Annotated in this window: 20 protein-coding genes; 9 read left to right on the top strand and 11 right to left on the bottom strand. The window is 69.4% G+C overall.

What is annotated here, in order from left to right; genetic code table 11:
• The first annotated feature begins 28 nt into the window (after positions 1-28).
• On the top strand, positions 29-688 hold the full coding sequence (locus U5798_RS11470) for a YqiJ family protein (RefSeq protein WP_226124075.1): 660 nt from the start codon (positions 29-31) through the stop codon (positions 686-688).
• Between the two features lie 87 nt (positions 689-775).
• Complete coding sequence (locus U5798_RS11465; protein ID WP_322082086.1) at positions 776-2,533, top strand: flotillin family protein; 1,758 nt, start codon at positions 776-778, stop codon at positions 2,531-2,533.
• A gap of 191 nt (positions 2,534-2,724) precedes the next feature.
• Here the strand turns inward: U5798_RS11465 and U5798_RS11460 are convergent, their stop codons facing one another.
• The 4 genes from U5798_RS11460 to U5798_RS11445 form a co-directional block, all read right to left on the bottom strand.
• Entirely contained in the window at positions 2,725-3,036 is a 312-nt protein-coding gene (locus tag U5798_RS11460) for a hypothetical protein (protein WP_322082085.1), read from the bottom strand.
• A 129-nt stretch (positions 3,037-3,165) separates the two neighbouring features.
• Positions 3,166-4,563: an enolase C-terminal domain-like protein gene (locus U5798_RS11455; RefSeq protein WP_322082084.1), complete on the bottom strand. Its 1,398-nt coding sequence runs from the start codon at positions 4,561-4,563 to the stop codon at positions 3,166-3,168.
• Positions 4,564-4,625: 62 nt separating this feature from the next.
• Positions 4,626-5,966 carry an MFS transporter gene (locus U5798_RS11450; RefSeq protein WP_322082083.1) on the bottom strand — a complete coding sequence of 447 codons (1,341 nt, stop codon included), beginning with the start codon at positions 5,964-5,966 and terminating at the stop codon, positions 4,626-4,628.
• A gap of 211 nt (positions 5,967-6,177) precedes the next feature.
• A complete protein-coding gene (locus U5798_RS11445; RefSeq protein ID WP_322082194.1) occupies positions 6,178-7,092 on the bottom strand; it encodes a LysR family transcriptional regulator in 915 nt (304 codons plus the stop codon).
• Between the two features lie 100 nt (positions 7,093-7,192).
• Here U5798_RS11445 and U5798_RS11440 point away from each other — a divergent pair, with 100 nt between their 5' ends.
• The 3 genes from U5798_RS11440 (at position 7,193) to U5798_RS11430 (ending at position 10,024) form a co-directional block, all read left to right on the top strand.
• Positions 7,193-7,924 carry a glutathione S-transferase gene (locus U5798_RS11440; protein WP_322082082.1) on the top strand — a complete coding sequence of 244 codons (732 nt, stop codon included), beginning with the start codon at positions 7,193-7,195 and terminating at the stop codon, positions 7,922-7,924.
• Between the two features lie 126 nt (positions 7,925-8,050).
• Positions 8,051-8,677: a DUF2239 family protein gene (locus U5798_RS11435; protein ID WP_124456571.1), complete on the top strand. Its 627-nt coding sequence runs from the start codon at positions 8,051-8,053 to the stop codon at positions 8,675-8,677.
• 15 nt (positions 8,678-8,692) lie between these two features.
• Positions 8,693-10,024, top strand: a complete 1,332-nt coding sequence (locus tag U5798_RS11430; protein WP_322082081.1) for a carotenoid oxygenase family protein — start codon at positions 8,693-8,695, stop codon at positions 10,022-10,024.
• A 24-nt stretch (positions 10,025-10,048) separates the two neighbouring features.
• Here the strand turns inward: U5798_RS11430 and U5798_RS11425 are convergent, their stop codons facing one another.
• The 4 genes from U5798_RS11425 to U5798_RS11410 are packed head-to-tail and all read right to left on the bottom strand — an operon-like array spanning position 10,049 to position 14,311.
• Positions 10,049-11,215, bottom strand: a complete 1,167-nt coding sequence (locus tag U5798_RS11425) for an ABC transporter permease (RefSeq protein WP_322082080.1) — start codon at positions 11,213-11,215, stop codon at positions 10,049-10,051.
• An 8-nt stretch (positions 11,216-11,223) separates the two neighbouring features.
• Entirely contained in the window at positions 11,224-12,378 is a 1,155-nt protein-coding gene (locus U5798_RS11420; RefSeq protein ID WP_124456568.1) for an ABC transporter permease, read from the bottom strand.
• Between the two features lie 21 nt (positions 12,379-12,399).
• The gene (locus U5798_RS11415) at positions 12,400-13,098 is read right to left on the bottom strand and encodes an ABC transporter ATP-binding protein (RefSeq protein ID WP_322082079.1); all 699 of its coding nucleotides are present in this window, start codon (positions 13,096-13,098) and stop codon (positions 12,400-12,402) included.
• 7 nt (positions 13,099-13,105) lie between these two features.
• Entirely contained in the window at positions 13,106-14,311 is a 1,206-nt protein-coding gene (locus U5798_RS11410) for an efflux RND transporter periplasmic adaptor subunit (protein ID WP_322082078.1), read from the bottom strand.
• A 359-nt stretch (positions 14,312-14,670) separates the two neighbouring features.
• Between U5798_RS11410 and U5798_RS11405 the strand changes: the two genes are divergently transcribed.
• Positions 14,671-14,904, top strand: a complete 234-nt coding sequence (locus tag U5798_RS11405; protein WP_122944170.1) for a hypothetical protein — start codon at positions 14,671-14,673, stop codon at positions 14,902-14,904.
• A gap of 79 nt (positions 14,905-14,983) precedes the next feature.
• On the opposite strand, the gene U5798_RS11400 is transcribed toward U5798_RS11405, so the two are convergent.
• Positions 14,984-15,763: a Mut7-C RNAse domain-containing protein gene (locus U5798_RS11400; protein WP_124456565.1), complete on the bottom strand. Its 780-nt coding sequence runs from the start codon at positions 15,761-15,763 to the stop codon at positions 14,984-14,986.
• Between U5798_RS11400 and U5798_RS11395 the strand changes: the two genes are divergently transcribed.
• Together U5798_RS11395 and U5798_RS11390 are read left to right on the top strand one after the other, a co-directional pair.
• Positions 15,653-16,729 (top strand): NAD(P)-dependent oxidoreductase, encoded by a 1,077-nt coding sequence (locus U5798_RS11395; protein WP_322082077.1) that lies wholly within the window; start codon positions 15,653-15,655, stop codon positions 16,727-16,729. The genes U5798_RS11400 and U5798_RS11395 overlap by 111 nt on opposite strands.
• A gap of 71 nt (positions 16,730-16,800) precedes the next feature.
• On the top strand, positions 16,801-17,436 hold the full coding sequence (locus U5798_RS11390; RefSeq protein WP_124456563.1) for a LysE family translocator: 636 nt from the start codon (positions 16,801-16,803) through the stop codon (positions 17,434-17,436).
• Between the two features lie 94 nt (positions 17,437-17,530).
• Here U5798_RS11390 and U5798_RS11385 read toward each other — a convergent pair whose 3' ends face one another.
• Positions 17,531-18,814, bottom strand: a complete 1,284-nt coding sequence (locus tag U5798_RS11385) for an MFS transporter (RefSeq protein WP_322082076.1) — start codon at positions 18,812-18,814, stop codon at positions 17,531-17,533.
• A 97-nt stretch (positions 18,815-18,911) separates the two neighbouring features.
• On the opposite strand from U5798_RS11385, the gene U5798_RS11380 reads away from it, so the two are divergent.
• A complete protein-coding gene (locus tag U5798_RS11380) occupies positions 18,912-19,841 on the top strand; it encodes a LysR family transcriptional regulator (RefSeq protein WP_322082075.1) in 930 nt (309 codons plus the stop codon).
• Between the two features lie 184 nt (positions 19,842-20,025).
• Here the strand turns inward: U5798_RS11380 and U5798_RS11375 are convergent, their stop codons facing one another.
• Positions 20,026-20,859 carry an OmpW/AlkL family protein gene (locus U5798_RS11375; protein ID WP_124456560.1) on the bottom strand — a complete coding sequence of 278 codons (834 nt, stop codon included), beginning with the start codon at positions 20,857-20,859 and terminating at the stop codon, positions 20,026-20,028.
• Between the last annotated feature and the right edge of the window lie 13 nt (positions 20,860-20,872).

Genomic DNA, 20,872 nt, shown 5'->3' with positions numbered 1-20,872 from the left:
CGCTCCCGAACCTGAGAGCAAGACAACAATGACTTCTTCACTGATGCTGCCGGGCAATGCGCCGTTCGTCGTCGCGATCGGGTTGATGATCGTCATCGGCGTGCTGGAATGCGTGTCGATGCTGATGGGGCTGAGCCTGACCGAGCACGCCGGCAACCTGCTCGTCATGCATTTCGGGCTCGACCACGCGGACGCCGGCCCCGACGCCGGCGTTTTCGGCCAGTTTCTCGGCTGGCTGCATGTGGGCCGGGTTCCGCTGCTGATCCTGCTGATTCTCTTCCTGCTCGGCTTTTCGGTGGTCGGGCTCGCCTTGCAGACCTCGCTGCAGGCGTTGGCCGGCTTCATGATGCCCACGGCGCTGGCCGTCGGGCTGGCCGCGGTCGCGGCACTGCCGTTCGTCCGCCACACCGGCAAGTTCGTCGCCCGTTTTCTCCCGCAAAGCGAAACGACGGCGGTGTCCGAAGCCGATTTCATCGGCCGTACGGCGCGGATCGTCACGGGCGAAGCGTCGTTCGGCAATCCGGCCGAAGCGCGGCTCGTCGACGAGCACGGTCAGCAGCACTACGTCCGGGTGGAGCCGGACGAGGCCGGACGGACATTCGCGAAAGGCACGACGGTCCTGCTCGTGTCGCGCGTTTCGGGTTCGCGCTATCACGCCATCGAAAATCCCCGGCCCGAATTGCTGTGAATCCCGTTTCACCAGCCGGCCGCCCCGGGCGGCGCGGGTTGGCGCACGTTGCTGTCACCATCCGTACACAGGAGTCGAACAAACATCATGATGAATGCACTCTCATTCTGGGGCGCTGTCGCATTGGCAGTGGTGGTGGGTATCTGCGTGATCGGCATGATATTCGCGCGTCTTTACGTTCGGGCATCCGCGGAGCGCGCGTTTGTCCGTACCGGTCTCGGCGGGCAGAAGGTGATCATGAGCGGCGGCGCGGTGGTGCTGCCGGTGTTTCACGAGGTGATCCCGATCAACATGAACACGCTGAAGCTCGAAGTGAGCCGGGCGACGCGTGACAGCCTGATCACGAAGGACCGGATGCGTGTCGACGTGGTCGTGGCGTTCTTCGTGCGGGTCGCGCCGACCGAAGAGGGCGTGTCGACCGCGGCGCAGACGCTGGGTCAGCGCACGCTCGCACCGGAAAACCTGCGTGCCCTCGTCGATGACAAGTTCGTCGATGCGCTGCGCTCGACCGCGGCGCAGATGACGATGCAGGATCTGCAGGACGCCCGCGAAAAATTCGTGCAGGGCGTGCAGAACACGGTCGCGGAAGACCTGACGAAGAACGGGCTGGAGCTGGAGAGCGTGTCGCTGACCAATTTCAACCAGACGTCGAAGGAATACTTCGATCCGAACAACGCATTCGACGCGGAAGGCCTGACGAAGCTCACGCAGGAAACCGAGCGGCGCCGCAAGGAGCGCAACGAGGTCGAGCAGGACACCGAAGTGGCCGTGCGTGAAAAGAACCGTGACGCGCTGTCCCGCAAGCTCGAGATCGATCAGCAGGAAGCGTTCATGAAGCTCGAGCAGGAGCAGCAGGTCAAGACGCGCACGGCCGAGCAGAACGCGCGGATCGCCGCGTACGAGGCCGAGCGTCATCAGGAGGCCGAGCAGAGCCGGATCGGCGCCGAGCGGCAGATCCAGGAATCTGAGATCGAGCGCGAGCAGGCAGTGCGTACCCGCAAGGTGGAAGCGGAGCGCGAAGTGCGCGTGAAGGAGATCGAGCAGACGCGCGTCACGCAGATGGCGGCGATCGAGCAGGCGAAGGTCACTGAAATCGCGCAGCAGGAAAAGGCCATCGTGATCGCGGAGAAGTCCGAGGCACAGTCCCAGGCGCAGGCGCGCGCGAGCGAGTCGCTCGCGGATGCGGTGCGGGCCGAACAGCAGGTCGAGACGACGCGCCGCACCGCCGAAGCCGATCGGGCGAAGCAGGTCGCGCTGATCGAGGCGGCGCAGGAGGCGGAAACGCAGGCCGTCCACATCACGACGCAGGCACGGGCGGAACGCGATGCGGCCCAGATGCAGGCGGCCGCGATGGTCGAGCTGGCCGAGGCGGCGCGCAAGAAGGGGCTCGCCGAAGCGGAAGCGCAACGTGCGCTGAACGACGCGATCAACGCACTGTCGTCCGACCAGACGAGCCTCAAGTTCAAGCTGGCGCTGCTGCAGGCCCTGCCGGCCGTGATCCAGCAGACCGTCGAGCCGATGAAGGCGATCGACGGCATCAAGATCATCCAGGTCGACGGGCTCAACCGCGGCGGCGCTGCCGCGGACGGCGTCACGCCTGCTGCGAACGGCAGCAATCTGGCCGAGCAGGCGATGTCCGCGGCGTTGTCCTATCGCGCACATGCGCCCCTGATCGATTCGCTGCTCGGTGAAATCGGGTTGTCCGGCGGGTCGTTGCAAGGGCTGGTGCCGGGTGTCGGGACGGAGGTGGTGGCACCGATGCAGGCACATCAGCATGCACCTGCACCGGTCACGGTCCATGCGGTCGGCGGTGCATCGCCCAAGGCCGACGGCGCGATGGCATAACGCGCGGAGTGCGGGGCACGCCGCCCCGGCCCGGTAGCGGCGGGTCGGATGCGGATGGAGCAGCGCGATGAAGCATCGTCGCGCCTGGCTCGCGTTCCCGTCGGCGTTGGACAGGCCCGATCGACCGATCGGGCCTGTTTTGTTTCAGGGCCCGCCCGCGATGACGATACGCCTCACGTTCTTTCCACCGGCTAGCTCAGCAACTCGCAGGCGGCCTTGAACGTCGGCACCGACAAAGCGGCGAACGCCACCGTGATGGCCACCAGAACTGCGGGTCTTTTCCGCAGCAGCACGCCGATCCCGATGCCCAGCAGATAGAACACCAGCGTCAGCACGATCGTGAGCCAGAGCCATGCGTAACCGGCGCCGCCCTCGAAGTGCGAAATGTCGCGCGTCTTCACGAGCGCGGCGTAGCCCGCGACGGTGATGCTCGCAGGCAGGCACAGCAGCGAGTAGGGGACGAGGACGATGACCTGTCGCAGGTTCGGATCGGAAGACGTCATGGCGAGCGGTCGTTGTTCTGTCGGACGGAGGCGTGCCGAACCGGTTGCCGTGCGGCCGGATTCGGACAGCCGCAGGATGCGGGCGTTTCCCGCGTTTGGCAACTGCCCCCACCGTCCCGTCGCCCCGCTCTAAACCCGCCCTAAACTCGGCCGCTTCGGATCATACGTCCACCCCGGCACCAGATAGCGCATCGCGACCGCGTCATCGCGCGCAGTACCACCCACCGCGTTGTACAGCGCATGCGCGGCCTCGACTTGCGCCATGTCGATCTCGATCCCGAGCCCCGGCCGCTCCGGCACGGCCACCTTGCCGCCGACGATCGCGAGCGGCTCGCGTGTGAGCCGCGCATCGCCTTCCTGCCAGATCCAGTGCGTGTCGATCGCGGTGATCGTGCCGGGCGCGGCGGCCGCCGCATGCGTGAACATCGCGAGCGACACGTCGAAGTGGTTGTTCGAGTGCGAGCCCCACGTGAGCCCCCAGTCGCGGCACAGCTGCGCGAGCCGCACCGAGCCCTGCATCGTCCAGAAATGCGGGTCGGCAAGCGGGATGTCGACTGCCTGCAGCCGCACCGCGTGATCCATCTGCCGCCAGTCGGTCGCGATCATGTTGGTCGCCGTCGGGATCCCCGTCGCGCGGCGGAATTCGGCCATCACCTCGCGGCCCGAGTAGCCGCGTTCCGGCCCGCACGGATCTTCCGCATAGGCGAGCAGGTGGCCTTGCCCGCGGCACAGCGCGACGGCTTCGTCGAGCGACCACGCGCCGTTCGGGTCGAGCGTCGTGCGCGAATCGGGGAAGCGTGCCTTGATCGCCGCGATCGCTTCCATCTCGTCGGCGCCGGCCATCACCCCGCCCTTCAGCTTGAAATCGGCGAAGCCGTAGCGCTCGACCGCGGCTTCGGCCTGCCGCGCGATCTCGGCCGGCGTGAGCGCTGCCTCGTTGCGCAACCGGAACCAGGCGTCCGAAGCGTGCGTCTCGTCGCGATACGGCAGGTCGGTGCGGCGCCGGTCGCCGATGTAGAACAGGTACGCGAGCATCGGCACCGCGTCGCGCTGCTGGCCTTCACCGAGCAGCGCCGCGACCGGCACGTCGAGATGCTGGCCGAGCAGGTCGAGCAGCGCGGCCTCGATCGCGGTGATCACGTTGTCGAGCCGCAGGTTGATCTCGTGCGGCTGCCGCAGCACCGCCGCTTCGCCGGCCGACGTCACCTCGTGGCGGATCGTGCGGCCCGCACCGGCACCCGCACCGGACAGCGCCGCGCGTACCGCATTGAGCGTCGCCTGGTAGCGCCCGATCGGCTGGCCGACCACGAGATCGGTCATGCGCTCGAGCGCGTGGCGGATGCCTTCGCCGCCCGGCACTTCGCCGACACCCGTATGCCCGCTGCTGTCGTCGAGGATCACGAGGTTGCGCGTGAAGTAGGGCGCGTGCGCGCCGCACAGGTTGAGCAGCATGCTGTCGCGGCCGGCGACGGGGATCACCTGCATGCGCGTGACGCGCGGCGTGCCGGTACGGCTGGGTTCGGACATCGGTTCGCTCCTGGTTCCGGTGGCGCGCGGGCCGCCGGACAGGCCGGCGCGGCCCGCGCCGTTCATTGAAGCTCGACGCGGCGGATCTCGCCGACGACGAACAGGTAGCAGATCACGGCGACGAGCGCGTGCGCGACGACATAGACGAGCGCGCCGTTGAACGAGCCGCTGCGGTCGACGATATAGCCGATCGCGATCGGCGTCGTGATGCTGGAAAGGTTGCCGCACGTGTTGAGCAGCGCGCCGCTCAGCCCCGCGATCTGGCGCGGCGCGGTGTCGGCGTTGACGGCCCAGCCGAGCGCGCCGAGCCCCTTGCCGAAGAACGACAGCGCCATGAACAGCACGACGAGCACGTGCGAATCGGTGTAGTTGCAGACGATCATCGACATCGACAGCAGCATGCCGAACACGATCGGCACCTTGCGCGCGACCGACAGCGACCGGCCCTGCTTGAGCAGTGCGTCGGACACGACGCCGCCGAGGATCCCGCCGAGGAACCCGCATACGGCCGGGATCGACGCGACGAGCCCCGCGTTGAGGATCGACATCCCGCGTGCCTGCACGAGATAGACGGGAAACCACGTGATGAAGAAATAGGTGAGCGCGTTGATGCAGTACTGCGCGACGTACACGCCGATCAGCATCCGGCTCTTCAGCAGCGCTTTCACGTGACGCATCGACGGGCCGCCGTCGCGCCCGCCCGTCGCCTGGTCGATGTTGACGAGCGCGCCGCCCTCGGCGAGGTAGTCGAGTTCCGCGCGGTTGATGTTCGGGTGGTCCTTCGGGTCGTACATCGTGCGGTTCCACACGAGGACGAACGCGAAGCCGAGCACGCCCATCACCGCGAACACCGACTGCCAGCCGAACGCGTGCACGAGCCAGCCCATCAGCGGTGCGAACACGACGGTCGCCGCGTATTGCGCGGCGTTGAAGATCGCCGATGCGGTGCCGCGTTCGGCGGCGGGGAACCACGCGGACACGATCCGGCTGTTGGCCGGGAACGACGGCGCCTCGGCCGCACCGACCAGGAAGCGCAGCCCGAACAGCAGCGCGAACGCGGCCGCGCCGCCGAAGAAGCCGATCGAGCCCTGCAGCAGCGTGAACAGCGACCAGAAGAAGATGCTGAATGCGTAGACGATGCGCGATCCGTAGCGGTCGAGCAGCCAGCCGCCGGGCAATTGCGCGATCACGTACGACCAGCCGAACGCGGAAAAAATGAAGCCCATCTGCACGTGGCTCAGATGCAGCGCGCGGGCGAGGCTCGGGCCCGCGATCGCGATCGCCGCGCGGTCCGCGTAGTTGATCGTCGTGACCGCGAACAGGACGGTCAGCACGAGCCAGCGCACGCGCGTGCGCCGGGCCGTCGCCGACGCGGACGCCGGCAGCGCGTGAAGCGGATTCATGACTTGTCTCCTCCGAAGGGCGGAAGGTGCCGTCGTGCGGCGGCGCGTCGATGCGCGCGTGATGTGTGCGGATGCCGCCGGTTCGAGGGCAGGCACCGGACGCCGAAGCAGGCAGGGCGTCCGGGCCATTCTGTCATGTCGTCATTTGCGCTTTCATGCCAATTGCTGACTTGATCGATTCAGCATTTGAATCGATCGGATCCGCGATCGCTCAGGGGCGCGCGTCGTCCGCGCCGGTACCGTGATGGCGCGCCACATGCTGCGCGAGAAACTCGACGGCGGCGCGCACGCCGGGCAACTGGCCGCGGCGGTGCGGCATCAGCAGCGTCGTCGTGACGGTGCCCGTGCGCCAGCCCGGCAGCACGCGCACGAGTGCGCCGGACGCGAGCGCGGTGCCCGCGATCCAGTCGGGCAGGCACGCGATGCCGAGGCCGGCCGTCGCCGCCTGCAGCAGCAGCGTCGATTCGTCGGCCTGCAGGCGGATGCGCGGCGCCACGTCGACGGTGTCGCTGCCACGCTGCAGCCGCCAAGGCTGCTGGCCGGGGTGGAGGCCGTCGTGCCGCGCGAGGTCGGCGGGCTCGTCCGGGGTCCCGGCACGCGCGAGATAGGCCGGCGATGCCACGGCGATGATCGGCGAGGCCGCGAGCGGACGCTGCACGAGCGCGGAATCGGGCAGCGGCGCGAAATGGCTGCGCACCGCGATGTCGAAGCCTTCCTGCGCGATGTCGACGAGGCGGTCGCTCGCGTGAACCTGCAACAGCAGCTTCGGGTGCGCGATCGCCAGCGCCGGCAGGCACGGCGCGAGGATGTGCTGCGCGACCGGCACCGAACTCGTGAGCCGCACGATGCCGGCCGGCTCGGCGGCCTGCCGCAGCACCGCGTCGCGAGCGCTGTCGGCCTCGATCACGGCCGCGCGTGCATGCTCGAAGAATTCGGTGCCGACCGGCGTCAGCCGGAAGCTGCGCGACGTGCGATGCACGAGCCGCGCGCCGAGCGTGCGCTCGAGCTCGGCCACGCGCTTGCTGACGGTCGATTTCGGCAGGTCGAGCCGGCGCGCCGCTGCCGACATGCTGCCCGCATCGACCGCCTGCACGAACAGGTAGAGATCGTTCAGATTCACTTTCAGCGTCCACGTGAAGAAACGATGGGTTTCGATTTTAGCGGCTACTGCGTCATCGTTCGCCGTGGGAGCATGATTGCTCGTTCAACTTCTGCGGAATCCTCCGATGTCTCCCATCCTTCTCTACGGCATTCCCGCCGGCTGCTCGTTCGGCTCGATCGTCGCGCTCGAATGGATCGGCCGCCCGTACCGGCTGTCGCGCATCACGATGCCCGGCGCCGTGACGAGCGACGCGTACCTCGCGCTGAACCCCGTCGCCGAGACGCCGGCGTTTGTCACCGCGAACGGCGACGTGCTGACCGAAAGCCTCGCGATCCTCGGCCACATCGGCGCGCAGGCGCTCGGCAGCGGCCTCGCGTTTCGCCAGGGCAGCACGGATTTCGACCGGCTGAACCGGATGCTCGCATGGCTGAACACGACGTTCTTCAACGCGTTCGGCGCGCTCTGGTACGTGTACGAACACGACACCGAAGGCGCGGAGAAAGCGGCGCTGCAGGCATACGGCCGCGGCAAGGTGCTGAAGGCGCACCGGCAGCTCGAGGCGCTGCTCGAACGCGGCGAGGGCCCGTGGCTGCTGGGCGCGCGGCGGACGCTGGCCGACGCTTACTTCGCCGGGATCGCGCGCTGGGCCGACTATCACGCGGTGTTCGAGCGCGATGCGTTCCCGCGTGTCGCCGCACTGCGCGCACGGCTCGCCGACGATGCAGGCGTGCAGTTCGCGCACGCAATCGAGGAAAACCTGCCGGTGCCGGCATCGCTGGCGTTCGAAGGGCATGTGTCGCTCGACGACGCGCTGGCAAGCGCACGCGGCGTCGCGGCTCCGGCTCGCGCGACCTGACCCGTACCGTGGTCGCCCGAATGAATCGAACGCGCGGTCGTCAATTTTTACCCGGACAATATTGACATCTAATTAATACCCGGATAAAAATAGCGTCATTCTGATTCCTGCCCGCGGGCGACCACGATGACCACCTCCACGCTCCTTCCTTCGTACACGGCCTTTGACGGCCACCGGCGGCTCGCGTCGGGCCCGCTCGCGACGGTCGCGCTCGCGGTCCGGCAGGCTGCCGGCGCGGCGACGCCGGGCACGATCCTGATCTTCGACGATGCGACGGGCCGCTCGATCGACCTCGACCTGCGCGGTACCGACGACGACATCCGCGCGCGCTATGCACCGCCGTCAGGCGACCCGTCCGGCGCTGCCGGCGAGCTGTCCGGCGCCGGCGAACCGCGCGGCCGCGGCCGGCCGAAGCTCGGCGTCGTGTCGCGCGAGGTCACGCTGCTGCCGCGTCACTGGGAATGGCTCGGCGCGCAGCCGGGCGGCGCGTCGGTTGCACTGCGCAAGCTCGTCGAGGACGCGCGGCGCACGCATGCGGCGGCCGACCGGCACCGCGATGCGCAGGCGCGCGCCTACCACTTCATGTCGGCGATGGCGGGCGACCTGCCCGGTTTCGAGGAGGCCGCGCGGGCGCTGTATGCGAACGATCCGGCGCGGCTGGCGGAATTGGTTGCCGACTGGCCGGACGACGTGCGCGACCATGCGCTCGCCTTGGCGCGCGGCGACCTGCCGCCGTCCGCCGAAGATTGCTGACGGAGCGCCGACGCAATGACCGTATTCGACCTGCACCGCGGCGCGATCGCGCCGGTCGCCGACGAAGCCGATATCGTCGACCTGCGCGTGACGGGCGCCGTTCCGCGCGAACTCGACGGCACGTTGCTGCGCAACGGCCCGAATCCGCCGGGCGGCCGCTTCGAAGGCAGCGACATGCTGTCGTGGTGGCCGGAAGCCGCGATGCTGCACGCGATCGCGTTCGACGACGGCCGCGCGACCGGCTACCGGAACCGCTGGGCGCGCACGCAGCGCTGGGCGGCCGTGCATGCGCCCGCGCAGGCGCCGCAGCTGCCCGACACGAATCCGAACGTGAACGTGCTGCAGCATGCGGGCGAGCTGCTCGCGCTGGCCGAGGGCGGCGCGCCGCTCGCGATCACGGTCGCGCTCGATTCGCTCGGCGTGCCGGCGCGGCATGCGGTCTTCGGCGGCGGGATGACCGCGCATCCGAAGGTCGACCCGGTGACCGGCGAGCTGATGACGTTCCGTGCGGACTGGCGCGCGCCGTGGCTGCGCTACGGCGTGATCGATGCGCACGGCGTGCAGCGTGTCGACGTCGAGATCGACCTGGATGCGCCGTCGATGATGCACGACCTCGCGATCACCGAAACCCGCAGCCTGCTGCTCGACCTGAACGTCGGCTACGACTTCTCGCTGCTGAAACAGGGCCACCGGATGCCGCTGCGCTGGCACGACGACCGGCCCGCGCGCATCGGCGTGATGCCGCGCCACGGCGGCGCGGTGCGCTGGTTCGAGGTCGAGCCGTGCTTCATCCAGCACGTCGTGAACGCGTACGACTGCGACGCGTCGTGCATCGTGCTCGACGCGGTGCGCTATCCGTCGTTCCTGCGGCTCGACCCGCGCACGGGCCGCTTCGCCGACAACCCGGTCGGCGAGCTGTGGCGCTACGTGATCGATACGGCGAACGGGCTGGTCGACGAAGGGCCGCTCGCCGACGGCGGCATCGAGCTGCCGCGCATCAACGAAAGCCTGACGGGGCGCCGTTACCGCTACCTGTATGCAGTCGAGCAGCCGAACAACGCGGAAATGCGCGGCGTGATGCGCTTCGATCACCTGCGCGGCACGACGACGCACTACGCGGTGCCGGCCGGCGACCAGAACGGCGAGCCGGTGTTCGTGCCGCGCGCGGGCGGCACCGGCGAGGACGACGGCTGGCTGCTGGTGATGGTCTACCGCGCGGCGACCGATACGAGCGACGTCGTGATCCTCGATGCACGCGCGATCGACGCGGGGCCGGTCGCGACCGTGCACCTGCCGCGCCGCGTGCCGGCCGGGTTCCACGGCGCGTGGGTGCCGCGCTCAAGCTGATGAACGGCTGCGCGCGTCATTGCGTTACTGCGCGCGCAGCGCGTCGACGATCTTCAGCCGCGCGGCGCGCATCGCCGGCAGGAACCCGCCGACGAGCCCCATCACGAGCGAGAACAGCAGCGTCTTCACGACGATCGCGGGCGTCAGCACGAAGCGGAACGACAGGTCGGAGAAGGTCTGGAAGTTGGTGGTCGAGAACGACGCGAACTGCATCAGCGACGCGCACGCGAGCCCCGCGACGCCGCCGACGAAGCCGAGCAGCAGCGCTTCCAGCAGGAACGCGGCGAGCACGTTCCTGCGCTTGAAGCCGAGCGCGCGCAGCGTGCCGATCTCGGCCACGCGGTTCGCGACCGACGCGTACATCGTGATCATCGCGCCGATCATCGCGGCGATCGAGAAGATCGTCGACAGCGTGATGCCGAGGATGTTGATGAACGTCGACAGCGACTTCGACTGGTCGCCGTAGAACGTCTGCTCGCGCTTCGCCTCGTCGGTCAGCCGCGGGTCGACGTCGATGTCGGCCTTGAAGCGCGCGAAGCCGTCGGCGCTCGGGATGCGCAGCACCATCGACGAATAGCTGGTGCGCCGGAACGACTGCATCAACTGGTCGACGTCGCCCCAGATCTCCGAGTCGAAGCCGCTGCCGCCCGCGTCGAAGAGGCCGACGATGGTCCAGTCGCGCTGCGCGAAATGCAGGCGGTCGCCGAGCTGCGTGCCGCTGAAGCCTTTCGCGATCGCGCTGCCGACGATGATCTCCGACGAGCCGGGCGCGAACATCCGGCCGGCCGCGAGCGTCACGTGCGGGCGCAGCGCGAGCCCGGCCGGCGACACGCCGCGGATCACGACGTTCGACGGCTTGCCGGTCGACGTCTTCACGAGCGAGATCAGTACGACGGCTTCCTTCGACACGCGCGGCCGGCCGTCGGGGCCGAGTGCGACGGCCGGGTGCATCTCGAGCGCGTTGGCCTGCGCGTGGTCGATCGAACTCTGGATCTCGGTCTCGGCGCCCTTGCGGATCACCACCGCGTTGTCGGGTTCGCCGGTCGACACGAGCGTCTGCGTGAGCCCCGCGTCGAGCATCTGCACGGTCGCGAACACGAAGATCACGAGCGCCATCCCGCCCGCCGTGAGCGCGGTGGTAAGGCGCCGGGTCCACAGGTTGCGCGCGATGTAGGTGAGCGGGATCGCCATGCGCGTCGTTACCCGATCGCCCGCAGGCCTTCGACGACACGCACGCGTGCGGCCTGCCACGCCGGCACGATCGCGGCCGCGAAGCCGACCGCGACCGAGCATGCGGCCTGCAGCGCGACCGTCTCGGCCGACACCTTGAACACCGGGAAGATGCCGCCGGCCGCCTGCTTGAACAGGCTCGCGGCGGGCGGTGTCGCGAGGATCCCGAGCGCGCCGCCGGCCACGGCGATCACGACCGATTCGCCGAACACGATCAGCGCGAGAAAGCCGGGGCCGAAGCCGAGCGCCTTCAGCGTCGCGTACTCGGCCGTGCGTTCGCGCGCGCTCATCGCCATCGCGTTCGCCATCACGGCCATGATGATCAGGATCACCACATACGACACCAGGCGGATCGCCGCGATGATCTGGTTCGACATCGCGACGAAGCCGAGCTGGAACGCCTGCTCGGTCTCGGTCAGCGTCTCGGCGAGCGAGTTCTTGAACACGGTGTCGACGTTGCGCGCGATCGATGCGCCGTCGTCGGGGTTCGCGACGCCGAGCACGAACACGCCGACCTGGTCGGCCTGCTTCGGCGTGCGCTTGCGCACCGTCTCGTTCAGGTAGTCCCAGTGGAACACCAGCTGGCGCGTGATCGTCGAGTCGTCGCGGCCGTCGAGGATCCCGCGCACGACGAAATCCCACGTGCCCGGGTAGATCGTGCCCTTCAACGGGATCACGTCGCCGACCTTGAAGCCGAACTGCGCCGCGAGCTGGCGGCCGACGAGGCAGCCGCGGCGGTCGCGGTCGTAGTCGGCGCGCTGCTGCGCCGGGATGATGAATTCCGGATACAGGTCGAGATAGTTCTCCGACACCGCGAAGCTCGCGAAGAAGTTCTTCGGGTCGCGGTAGATGCCGCCGAACCAGTTCGAGCGGACGACGGCCGTCACGCCGTCGACGCCGCGGATCCGGTTCTCGTAGCTGACGGGCAGCGGAAACACGAGCGAGATCGCGTTGCGCGTGACGAGCCGTCCGCTGGACGCGGCGGCCGCACCCGCGTACCACGCGTCGACCACGGTATGCAGCAGCCCGAACGCGAGCACGGCGATGGTCAGCCCGAGCACGGTCAGCAGCGTGCGCAGCCGGTGGCGCAGCGCGTTGCGCGCGATCAGCTTCAGCACATGCATCGCGCGCGCTCCCGCCGCCGCTCAGCCGGCGTGCCCATCGATCAGCTCCCCTTTTTCCAGATGCACGAGCGAGCGCGCGGCGCCGGCCGCGTGCGCGTCGTGCGTCACCATGATGATCGTCTTGCCGAGCTCGGCGTTCATCCGCTGCAGCATCGCGAGCACGTCGGTGGCCGACGCGCGGTCGAGGTCGCCGGTCGGCTCGTCGGCGACGATCAGCACGGGGTCGGTGATCAGCGCGCGTGCGATCGCGACGCGCTGCTGCTGGCCGCCCGACAGCTCGGACGGGTAGTGGCTGGTGCGGTCGCCGAGGTTCACCATGTCGAGCACGAGCTCGACGCGCTCGCGCCGCTCGCGGCGCGACAGGTGCGTGAGCATCAGCGGCAGCTCGACGTTCTCGAACGCGGTGAGCACGGGCATCAGGTTGTAGAACTGGAAGATGAAGCCGACGTTCGCCGCGCGCCATTCGGCCAGCTGCGCCTCCGCGAGCCGCGAGATGTCGAGGCCGCCCACGCGCAGCTCGCCGCTGTCGGGCCGGTCGATGCCGGCCACCAGGTTCAGCAGCGTGCTCTTGCCGGAGCCCGACGGCCCCATCAGCGCGACGAAGTCGCCTTCGCCGATGTCGAGCGTGATGTCGGTCAGCACGGGCACGATCTGGTTGACGCGCCGGTACGACTTCGCGACGTGGCTGATCTCGACGAGGGGCGGCGGTGCGTCGTTCACGCGCGCGCTACTTCTTCGCGACGGTCACTTTCGCGCCGTCCTTCAGCTTCACGCCCGGCGCGAGCACGACCGTGTCGCCGGGTTTCACGCCGCGGATCGCCACCAGTTCGCCGATCCGCATGCCGCGCGTCACGGCTGCCGCGCGCACGGTGTCGTCCTTCACGACGAACACGACCGGCCGGCCGTCGCGCTCGACCACCGCGCTCGCCTGCACGGCCGTCACGGGCTGGCGGTCCTGCGCCGACACGGGTTTCGACAGGAACGCGATCTTCGCGCTCATGTCGGGCAGCACGCGCTCGTCACGGTCGACGAAGCGCACCTTCACGAGCACGGTGGCCTTCGAGCGGTCGACGGTCGGCACGATGCGCGACACGCGGCCCGCGAAGCGCAGGTCCGGCAGCGCGTCGAGCTGGATCTCGCACGGCTGCTCGGCGCGGATCTTCGCGATGTTCGATTCGGCGACGTCGGCCTCGACTTCGAGCGTGTCCATGTCGGCGATCGTCACGACCGCGCCCTTGCTGTCCGACGCGGACGAGAACGGCGTGATGTTGTCGCCGACGTTCGCATGCTTCGCGAGCACGATGCCGTCGAACGGCGCACGGATCACCGTCTGGTCGACCGCGACCTGGGCGGCTTGCGCGTTCGCTTCGGCCGACGCGATCGCGGCCTGGTCGCTGCCGACCGACGCGCGCGCCTTGTTCACGCGAGCCGTGTCGATGTCGAGCTGCGCGGCCGGCACGGCGCCCTTCGGCGCGAGCGCGGCGGTGCGGCGCAGCGCGATTTCGGCGTCCTTCTGCTCGGCCAGCGCCACGCCGAGGTTGGCGCGGGAGACCTGCACCTGCGCGCGCGCCTGCGCGAGCGACGCTTCCACGTCGCGGCTTTCGAGGCGCGCGATGATGTCGTCCTTCTTCACGCGCGTGCCTTCGAGCACGCCGAGCCATTCGACGCGCCCCTGGCCCTTCGACGCGACCGCGGCCTTGCGCTGCGGCACGACGTAACCGGTCGCGTTGAGCTGCGTGTCGTTCTGGTACGGATAGGCGGACGTGACGGACGTGGTTTCGACGGTCGGCCGGCCGGTGAGCGCGAGGCCGGCGCCGATCGCGATCACGATGATCGCGGCGGCGGCCGCATAGCGGACCCACCGGCGCCGGCGGGGCGGCGGCGCGATCGGACGCCGGTCGATTTTCAGTTTGTCCAGATTGTGATCGGGCAATTTGAGCGCCTCGAGACGGCGGCGGTCTGGCGACCGGCCGCGATCCGGTTTCCCGGGAAGGGACGGATGGACGCCAGTATAAGCGTCGCCCCGATGGCGCGCGAGCGGGTTTGCCGCGCCGCTGTCGCGGCCGCCGGACGGGGCGCCGGGACCGGAGCGCACGCGCGCCTCCGGGGAAACCCGAGGGACGCAAGCAACGTGTCAACTTGCCGCGAACACGAGGCGTTATGGAACCAGTGCGTCAGGTTTTGTCGCGACGGAACGGCGAAAGCCGGCCTCGCGGCCTGGGGCTCCGATGCGAATGCCTCGCATCTTTACTTACCGGTACGTTTGATTTTTTCTCCGCTAAAGGAAGAACAATGAAGAAGACGCTCGCTTCGATCATCGCCGCAGCATTCGCACTCGCATCGGTTTCGGCATTCGCACAGGCGTCCGCGCCGGCAGCCGACACGTCGGCAGCTGCCCCGGCACCGGCCAAGAAGGATCACAGCAAGCCGAAGCACCAGCTGAAGCACCACGGTTCGAAGAAGGGCCAGGCGAAGGCTGCTGCCGCATCGGCCGCCGGCACGAACGACGCAGGCGCGCAAAACTAAGCGGCTCGCCGCCACGGCCGGCGTTGCCGGTCATCGGTCGGCCAACCCCGCATGCTCCGGCATGCGGGGTTTTGTTTTTTCAGGCGCCGAGTTCGTCCGGTTCGCCCGGTTCGTCGAGCCGGACGGGCTGCGGCGCGCGCATCGCGTCGACCACCGCGCGCATGCGCCGCCAGTGCGAGCCCTCCCAGAACACGCGCCGGCACACGTCGCACGCGGCGAAGCGCCGGTGCCGCTGCCGGACGCCGTCCGGCACACGCGGTGCGGCGGCAGCCGCCTCGAGCGGGTGCAGCGGCGCATTGCAGCGCAGGCACAGCCGGAACGGCCGCATGTGCGGCGCGAGGTCGAGCCGCGCGAACAGTTCGCGCAACTGGTCGGCCGGCTGCACGGCGTGCAGGTAGCAGCCGCGCACGACCGCGCGCCGCTTGAGCAGTTCGCGGTCGCGGGTCAGCACGATCCGGCCCTCCCGCTCGGCCAGCGCCGCGAGTTCGTCGTCGCGGTAGTGGTTGTCGTAACAGGTGTCGAAGCCCGCGAGGCGCAGCAGTTGCGCGAGGCCGCCGAGATGCGCATCGGCGACGAAGCGCCACGGCGCCGGTTGCGGCGCGGTGGTGCCGTTCGCCGCCGGCCGCGCGCGTTCCGGAAAGGCTTCGACGCGGTCGCCGTCGCCGAGCGGCCGGTCGAGCGCGGCCGGTACGCCGTTCACGCAAAGCCGACCGATTTCGGTATGCGGGACACCCAGCGCCTCGATCGCATGCTTCACGGTCGCGTCGCGCGCACACGCGTGCCCGAACGCGCGCTCGCGCTGCGCGCGCGGGAGAAAGGCGTTCAGTTCGCCGTGGAAGCGGAAGGTCGCGGTCGCCATCCGTCCAGTATCGCACCGCGCCCGGCCGGTGGCAGGCGCTGCAGGCAGCCGCCATCTGTGATTAACTCGCGGCTTCACGGAGCGAAGGAGAGGGCGATGGATCTCGGGTTTATCGGGCTGGGCGAAATGGGGCAGGCGATCGCGACGAACCTGCTGAAGGCGGGCCACACGGTGCGGGTCTGGAACCGCTCGCGCGAGCGTGCCGAGCCGCTCGCGGCGTTCGGCGCGCAGATCGTCGACACGCCGGCCGACGCGTTTCGCGGCGACGCGGTGTTCTCGATGCTCGGCGACGATGCCGCCGCTCGCGCCGTGTTCGACGAGGCACTGCTCGCGCAGGCGCCGCGCGGGCTGATTCACGTGAACATGGCGACGGTATCGGTCGCGCTCGCCGAATCGCTCGCGCACGCGCATGCGTCGCGCGGCATCGACTATGTCGCCGCACCGGTGATGGGGCGGCCCGACGTGGCGGCCGCCGCGCGCCTGACGATCATGGCGGGCGGCCCGGCCGAGGCGATCGACCGCGTGCAGCCGCTGTTCGACGCGATCGGCCAGAAGACCTGGCGGTTCGGTTCGCTGCCGCAGCATGCGAACGTCGCGAAGATCGCCGCGAACTTCACGCTCGCATCGGCGATCGAGACGCTCGGCGAGGCGTCGGCGCTGCTGGGCGCGCACGGCGTCGCGATGCGCGACTTCCTCGACGTGATCACCGGCAGCGTGTTTCCGGGGCCCGTCTACGAAGGCTACGGCTCGATGATCGCCGAGCGGCGTTACGAGCCCGCGCGCTTCAAGGCGCGGCTCGGGCTGAAGGATGTGCGCCTCGCGCTGGAAGCCGGCGACGCGACGTCGGTGCCGTTGCCGGTGGCGAGCGTCGTGCGCGACAGCCTGCTCGATGCGCTTGCGCACGGCGGCGGCGACCAGGATTTCGCGGTGCTCGGCGAGGTCGCGCTGCGCCGCGCCGGCCGCTGACGCGCGACAGGCGCGCGCTGCTCACGGCATAATCGACGTTTCATTTCCCCGACATTCAGGCAGAGGCAGTCATGAACTTGCATACGTGGTGGCTTTTCGTGGCGACGGTGTTCGTCGTGTCGGCGATTCCGGGTCCGAACATGCTGCTCGTGATGACGCACGGTGCGCGGCACGGGCTGCGCCGCTCGGCCGCGACGATGGCCGGCTGCCTGAGCGCGCTGGTGCTGATGCTCGCGGTATCCGCGGCGGGGCTCGGCGCGGTGCTCGAGGCATGGCCGGCGATGTTCAATGCGTTGCGCTTCGCGGGCGCGGCCTACCTGATCTATCTCGGCGTGAAGGCGTGGCGTGCACGCGTGGACGACACGCCGGCGGCCGACGTCGATGCCGTGTCGCAAGGCGCATCGGTGTCGCGCATGGTGCTGTTCCGCAATGGCTTCCTGGTCGCGGGCAGCAACCCGAAGGCGATCCTGTTCGCGGCCGCGCTGCTGCCGCAGTTCATCAACGCGGCCGAGCCGACGTTGCCGCAGTTCGGCATCCTCGTCGTCACGTTCGCGGCGATCGAGGTGAGCTGGTATCTCGTCTACGCATCGTTCGGCACGCGCATCGGCGCGACGCTGAAGAGCCAGAGCGTCGCGAAGGTGTTCAACCGGCTGACGGGCGGGCTGTTCGTCGGCTTCGGCGCGATGATGGCGCTGGTCCGTCACTGATTTCGGCCTGGCCGGATCCCGGCGTATCGAACGCCCCGTCCCTCGCAAGAGGGCGGGGCGTTCGGTTTTTCGGCGTCGCGTCGTCGCTGCCCGCTTACGCTCGCGGGCGAGTCAACGCCGCCGTGCCGGCCCCGCGTCCGGCCGCGAGCCCGAACAGGGCGGCTGCGCCGGCGAACGCGAAGCCGACGCCGCACACCGCGCTCCATCCGCCCCATGCCCACGCGCTGCCCGCGAGCGCCGCGCCGAGCGCGCCGCCGACGAAGAACAGGCCGACGAACAGCCCGTTCAGGCGGCCGCGCGCGGCCGGATTCAGCAGGTTGATCGCGCGGCGGCCGATCGTCTGGTCGACGATGACGCCCGCGTCCAGCAGCGCCGCGCCGCCGGCCAGCAGCGCGAGTGCGATGCCGCGATGCGCAGGCGCGTCGAAGCCGAACCAGCCGGCCCCGGCGATGCCGAGCACGACGAGCGCCGCGAGCATCGTGCCGTGCGCGATCCGCTGCGCGGCCGGGCCGTGGCCACGGTCGCCGGCGCGGCCGGCGAGCGGCGTGACGATCGCGCCGCTGGCGCCGGCGAACGCGAACAGCGCGATCCCGTGCAGGTCGAGCGCGAACGGCGGCTGCGCGAGCCGCAGCCCGACGGCCGTCCAGAACGCGCTGAACGCGGCCATCGCGAGCGCGGCCGACAGCGCATGGCGGCGCAGCACGCGTTCGTCGGCAAGCAGGCGCCCCAGCGACGCGAGCAGCGCGCGGTAGCCGGCCGTGGCCGTCGGCGTGCGCGACGGCAGGCGCAGCGCGAGCACGACGGCGATCGCCGCGTTCGCGAGCGCGGCCAGCAAGTAGAACGCGCGCCAGCCGGCCGAGCCCGCGATCAGGCTCGCGAGCGGCCGCGACAGCAGGATGCCGAGCATCAGCCCGCTCATCACGTTGCCGACCGCGCGGCCACGCTGCGCTTCGGGCGCCATCGATGCGGCCATCGGCACCAGCATCTGGATCACGCTCGACGCAGCGCCCGCCGCCAGCGTCGCCAGCAGGAAGACGGTGCCGGACCGCGTGAACGCGGGCAGCGCGAGCGCGGCCGCACACGCGGCGAGCGTCGCGACGATCAGGCGGCGGTTTTCGAGCAGGTCGACCAGCGGCACGAGCAGCACGAGTCCGGCCGCGTAGCCGAGCTGCGGCAGCATCGCGACGAGGCCGGCGAGGCCGGGCGGCAGGTGCAGGTCGGCGCTGATCGGGCCCGTCAGCGGCTGCGCGGCGAACAGGTCCATCACGATCACGCCGACCGTCGCGGCGAAGAACAGCGTCATCCCGGCGCTCAGCGCGGGCGGCGCGGTGACGGACGGCGGAACGGAGGCGGGGCAACGGTTGGCAGGACAGTTCATCGGAAGCCTGGGACAAGGGGCGAAGGAATCCCCATCGTAGGCGCTCGATGTTTATGCGACAATTGAAATATCTCTAACATGATTATGCGAGTTTGTTTTGAATACGCGTGATCTCCAGGCATTCGTCGCGGTGGTCGACAGCGGGTCGATGGTTGCCGCGGCCGCGAAGCTCCACCTGACGCAGCCGGGCCTGACGCGGCGCGTGCAGAACCTCGAAACGCTGCTCGGCATGCCGCTGCTCGAACGGCAAAGCAAGCCGCTGAAGCCGACGGCCGCCGGGCGCGACGTCTATGCGCTCGCGCGCAACGTGCTGCTCGCGGTGGACGAGCTGATGGCGGCGGGCGCGCCGGAGAGCGAGCCGTCGGGCGAGTTGCGTATCGGCGTGCCGCCGTTCCTGTCCGAGCTCGCGCTGGAGCGGCCGATCGACCGGCTGCGCGACGCGTTCCCGCGCCTCACGCTGCGCGTGACGGCCGGCTGGTCGCCGGCGCTGTTGCAGGGCATCGAGCGCGGCACGCTCGACGTGGCGGCCGTGATGGTGCCCGCCAGTGCGGCGCTGCCCGACACGATCACCGCGACGCTGCTCGGCACGCAGCCGACGGTGCTCGTCGCCGCGCGCGACTACCCGTTGCCGGACGGTCCGCTGTCGATCGACACGCTGTCGGGGTTTCCTTGGGTGCTGAGCCAGGACGGCTGCGGGATGCGTTCGGCGCTGAGCCGCTCGCTCGGCGCGGCCGGGCTGCCGTTCGATGTCGCGGTCGAGGCATTCGGCTCGGAACTGCAGCTGTCGCTCGTCGCGCGCGGTGCCGGCATCGGCATCGCGGCACCGAATGCGCTGGCGCGCAGTGCGCATCGCGATGCGCTGAGAGTGGTGGAAACGACGGGGCTGGAGACGCGGATCAACGTGTGGATCGCGCACGGCACGCTGCCGGGCCGACTGGCGCGGCCTGTCGCGCTGCTGCGCGACGCACTGGGCGAGGTGCTCGACCGGGAAAACGGGAAGGGGTCAGATACGGCAATGGCGAACTAGAGGCAGCGTTCGAGGGAAAATCCTTATTTTCTCTACGGAAATGTTGCAATGCGGAAACTGATTCGATATAGTGGCACCTGTCTCCTCCATGTCTCCTCTGATATGGATTCAGCCCGCCTCTTAGGCGGGCTTTTTTTTGCCTGCGATTTTGCCGCGGCAATCCATTCGTCGGCGCTCGCCGGCGTCAGAACTTGTACGTCATCCCGACGTAGCTGATGATCGGGTCGGCCTTCAGGTCCGATTTCGACTCGGCGAGCACCGAACCGTCGGCCGCCTTGATCGTCACCGTCGACGTCGTCTTCAGCGGGATGTACGTCACCGACGCGATCAGCCCGAAATGCTCCGTCATGTTGTACTGCAGGCCCGCGTTGAACACCGGCTGCCATGACGACGACGCCTTCGCTTCCACCGATGTCGTACCCGGCTTGCCCGCGCCCGCCGCGAGGATCGCGCCGAGGTTGTCCTGCGTCTGCTTGATGAAGTTCGTGTTGAGCTGCAGGTCGCTGAACCAGTTGTACGACACGCCGAGGCCGAGGAACGGCCGGAACTTCGCGGTCGCCTGCCCGAAGTAGTACTGCAGGATCACCGCCGGGCTCCACTGCCGCACGCTCTTCACGATCGGGTTGACCGAGGCCAGCCCGATGTTCTGCGTGCCGAGCGCGCCGGCCGGTCCGGGCGGCTTGATCGTGCCCTGGCCCGACACCTTGAACACCGGCGGCACGCCGGCCACCGACGTGACCGCGATGTGGTCGGTCAGGAAGTGGCTGACCGTCAGGCCGACGGTGTCGGCGCCGCTCGTGTGCAGCCCGGTGCCCGGCGATGTGAACGACGGCGGCAGCCGCAGCGGCGTGTTGATCGGCGTCGGCGCGACGTTGGTCGTCATCGGCGTACTGCTCTGCTGCGGCATGATATGGAACCAGCCGAGCGTGACGACGTTGCTGCCGGCGCTCTGCGCGTGCGCCGCGAGCGGCGCCAGCACGGCGGCGCCGGCAGCCGCGCGGAGAAGGGTTTTCTTCATCACGGCTTCCGCC

This window comes from Burkholderia sp. BCC1972, assembly GCF_905339605.1.
GTDB lineage: Bacteria > Pseudomonadota > Gammaproteobacteria > Burkholderiales > Burkholderiaceae > Burkholderia.
Note: the sequence above shows the minus strand (reverse complement) of the source record. Positions and strands in the feature narration are given on the sequence as shown.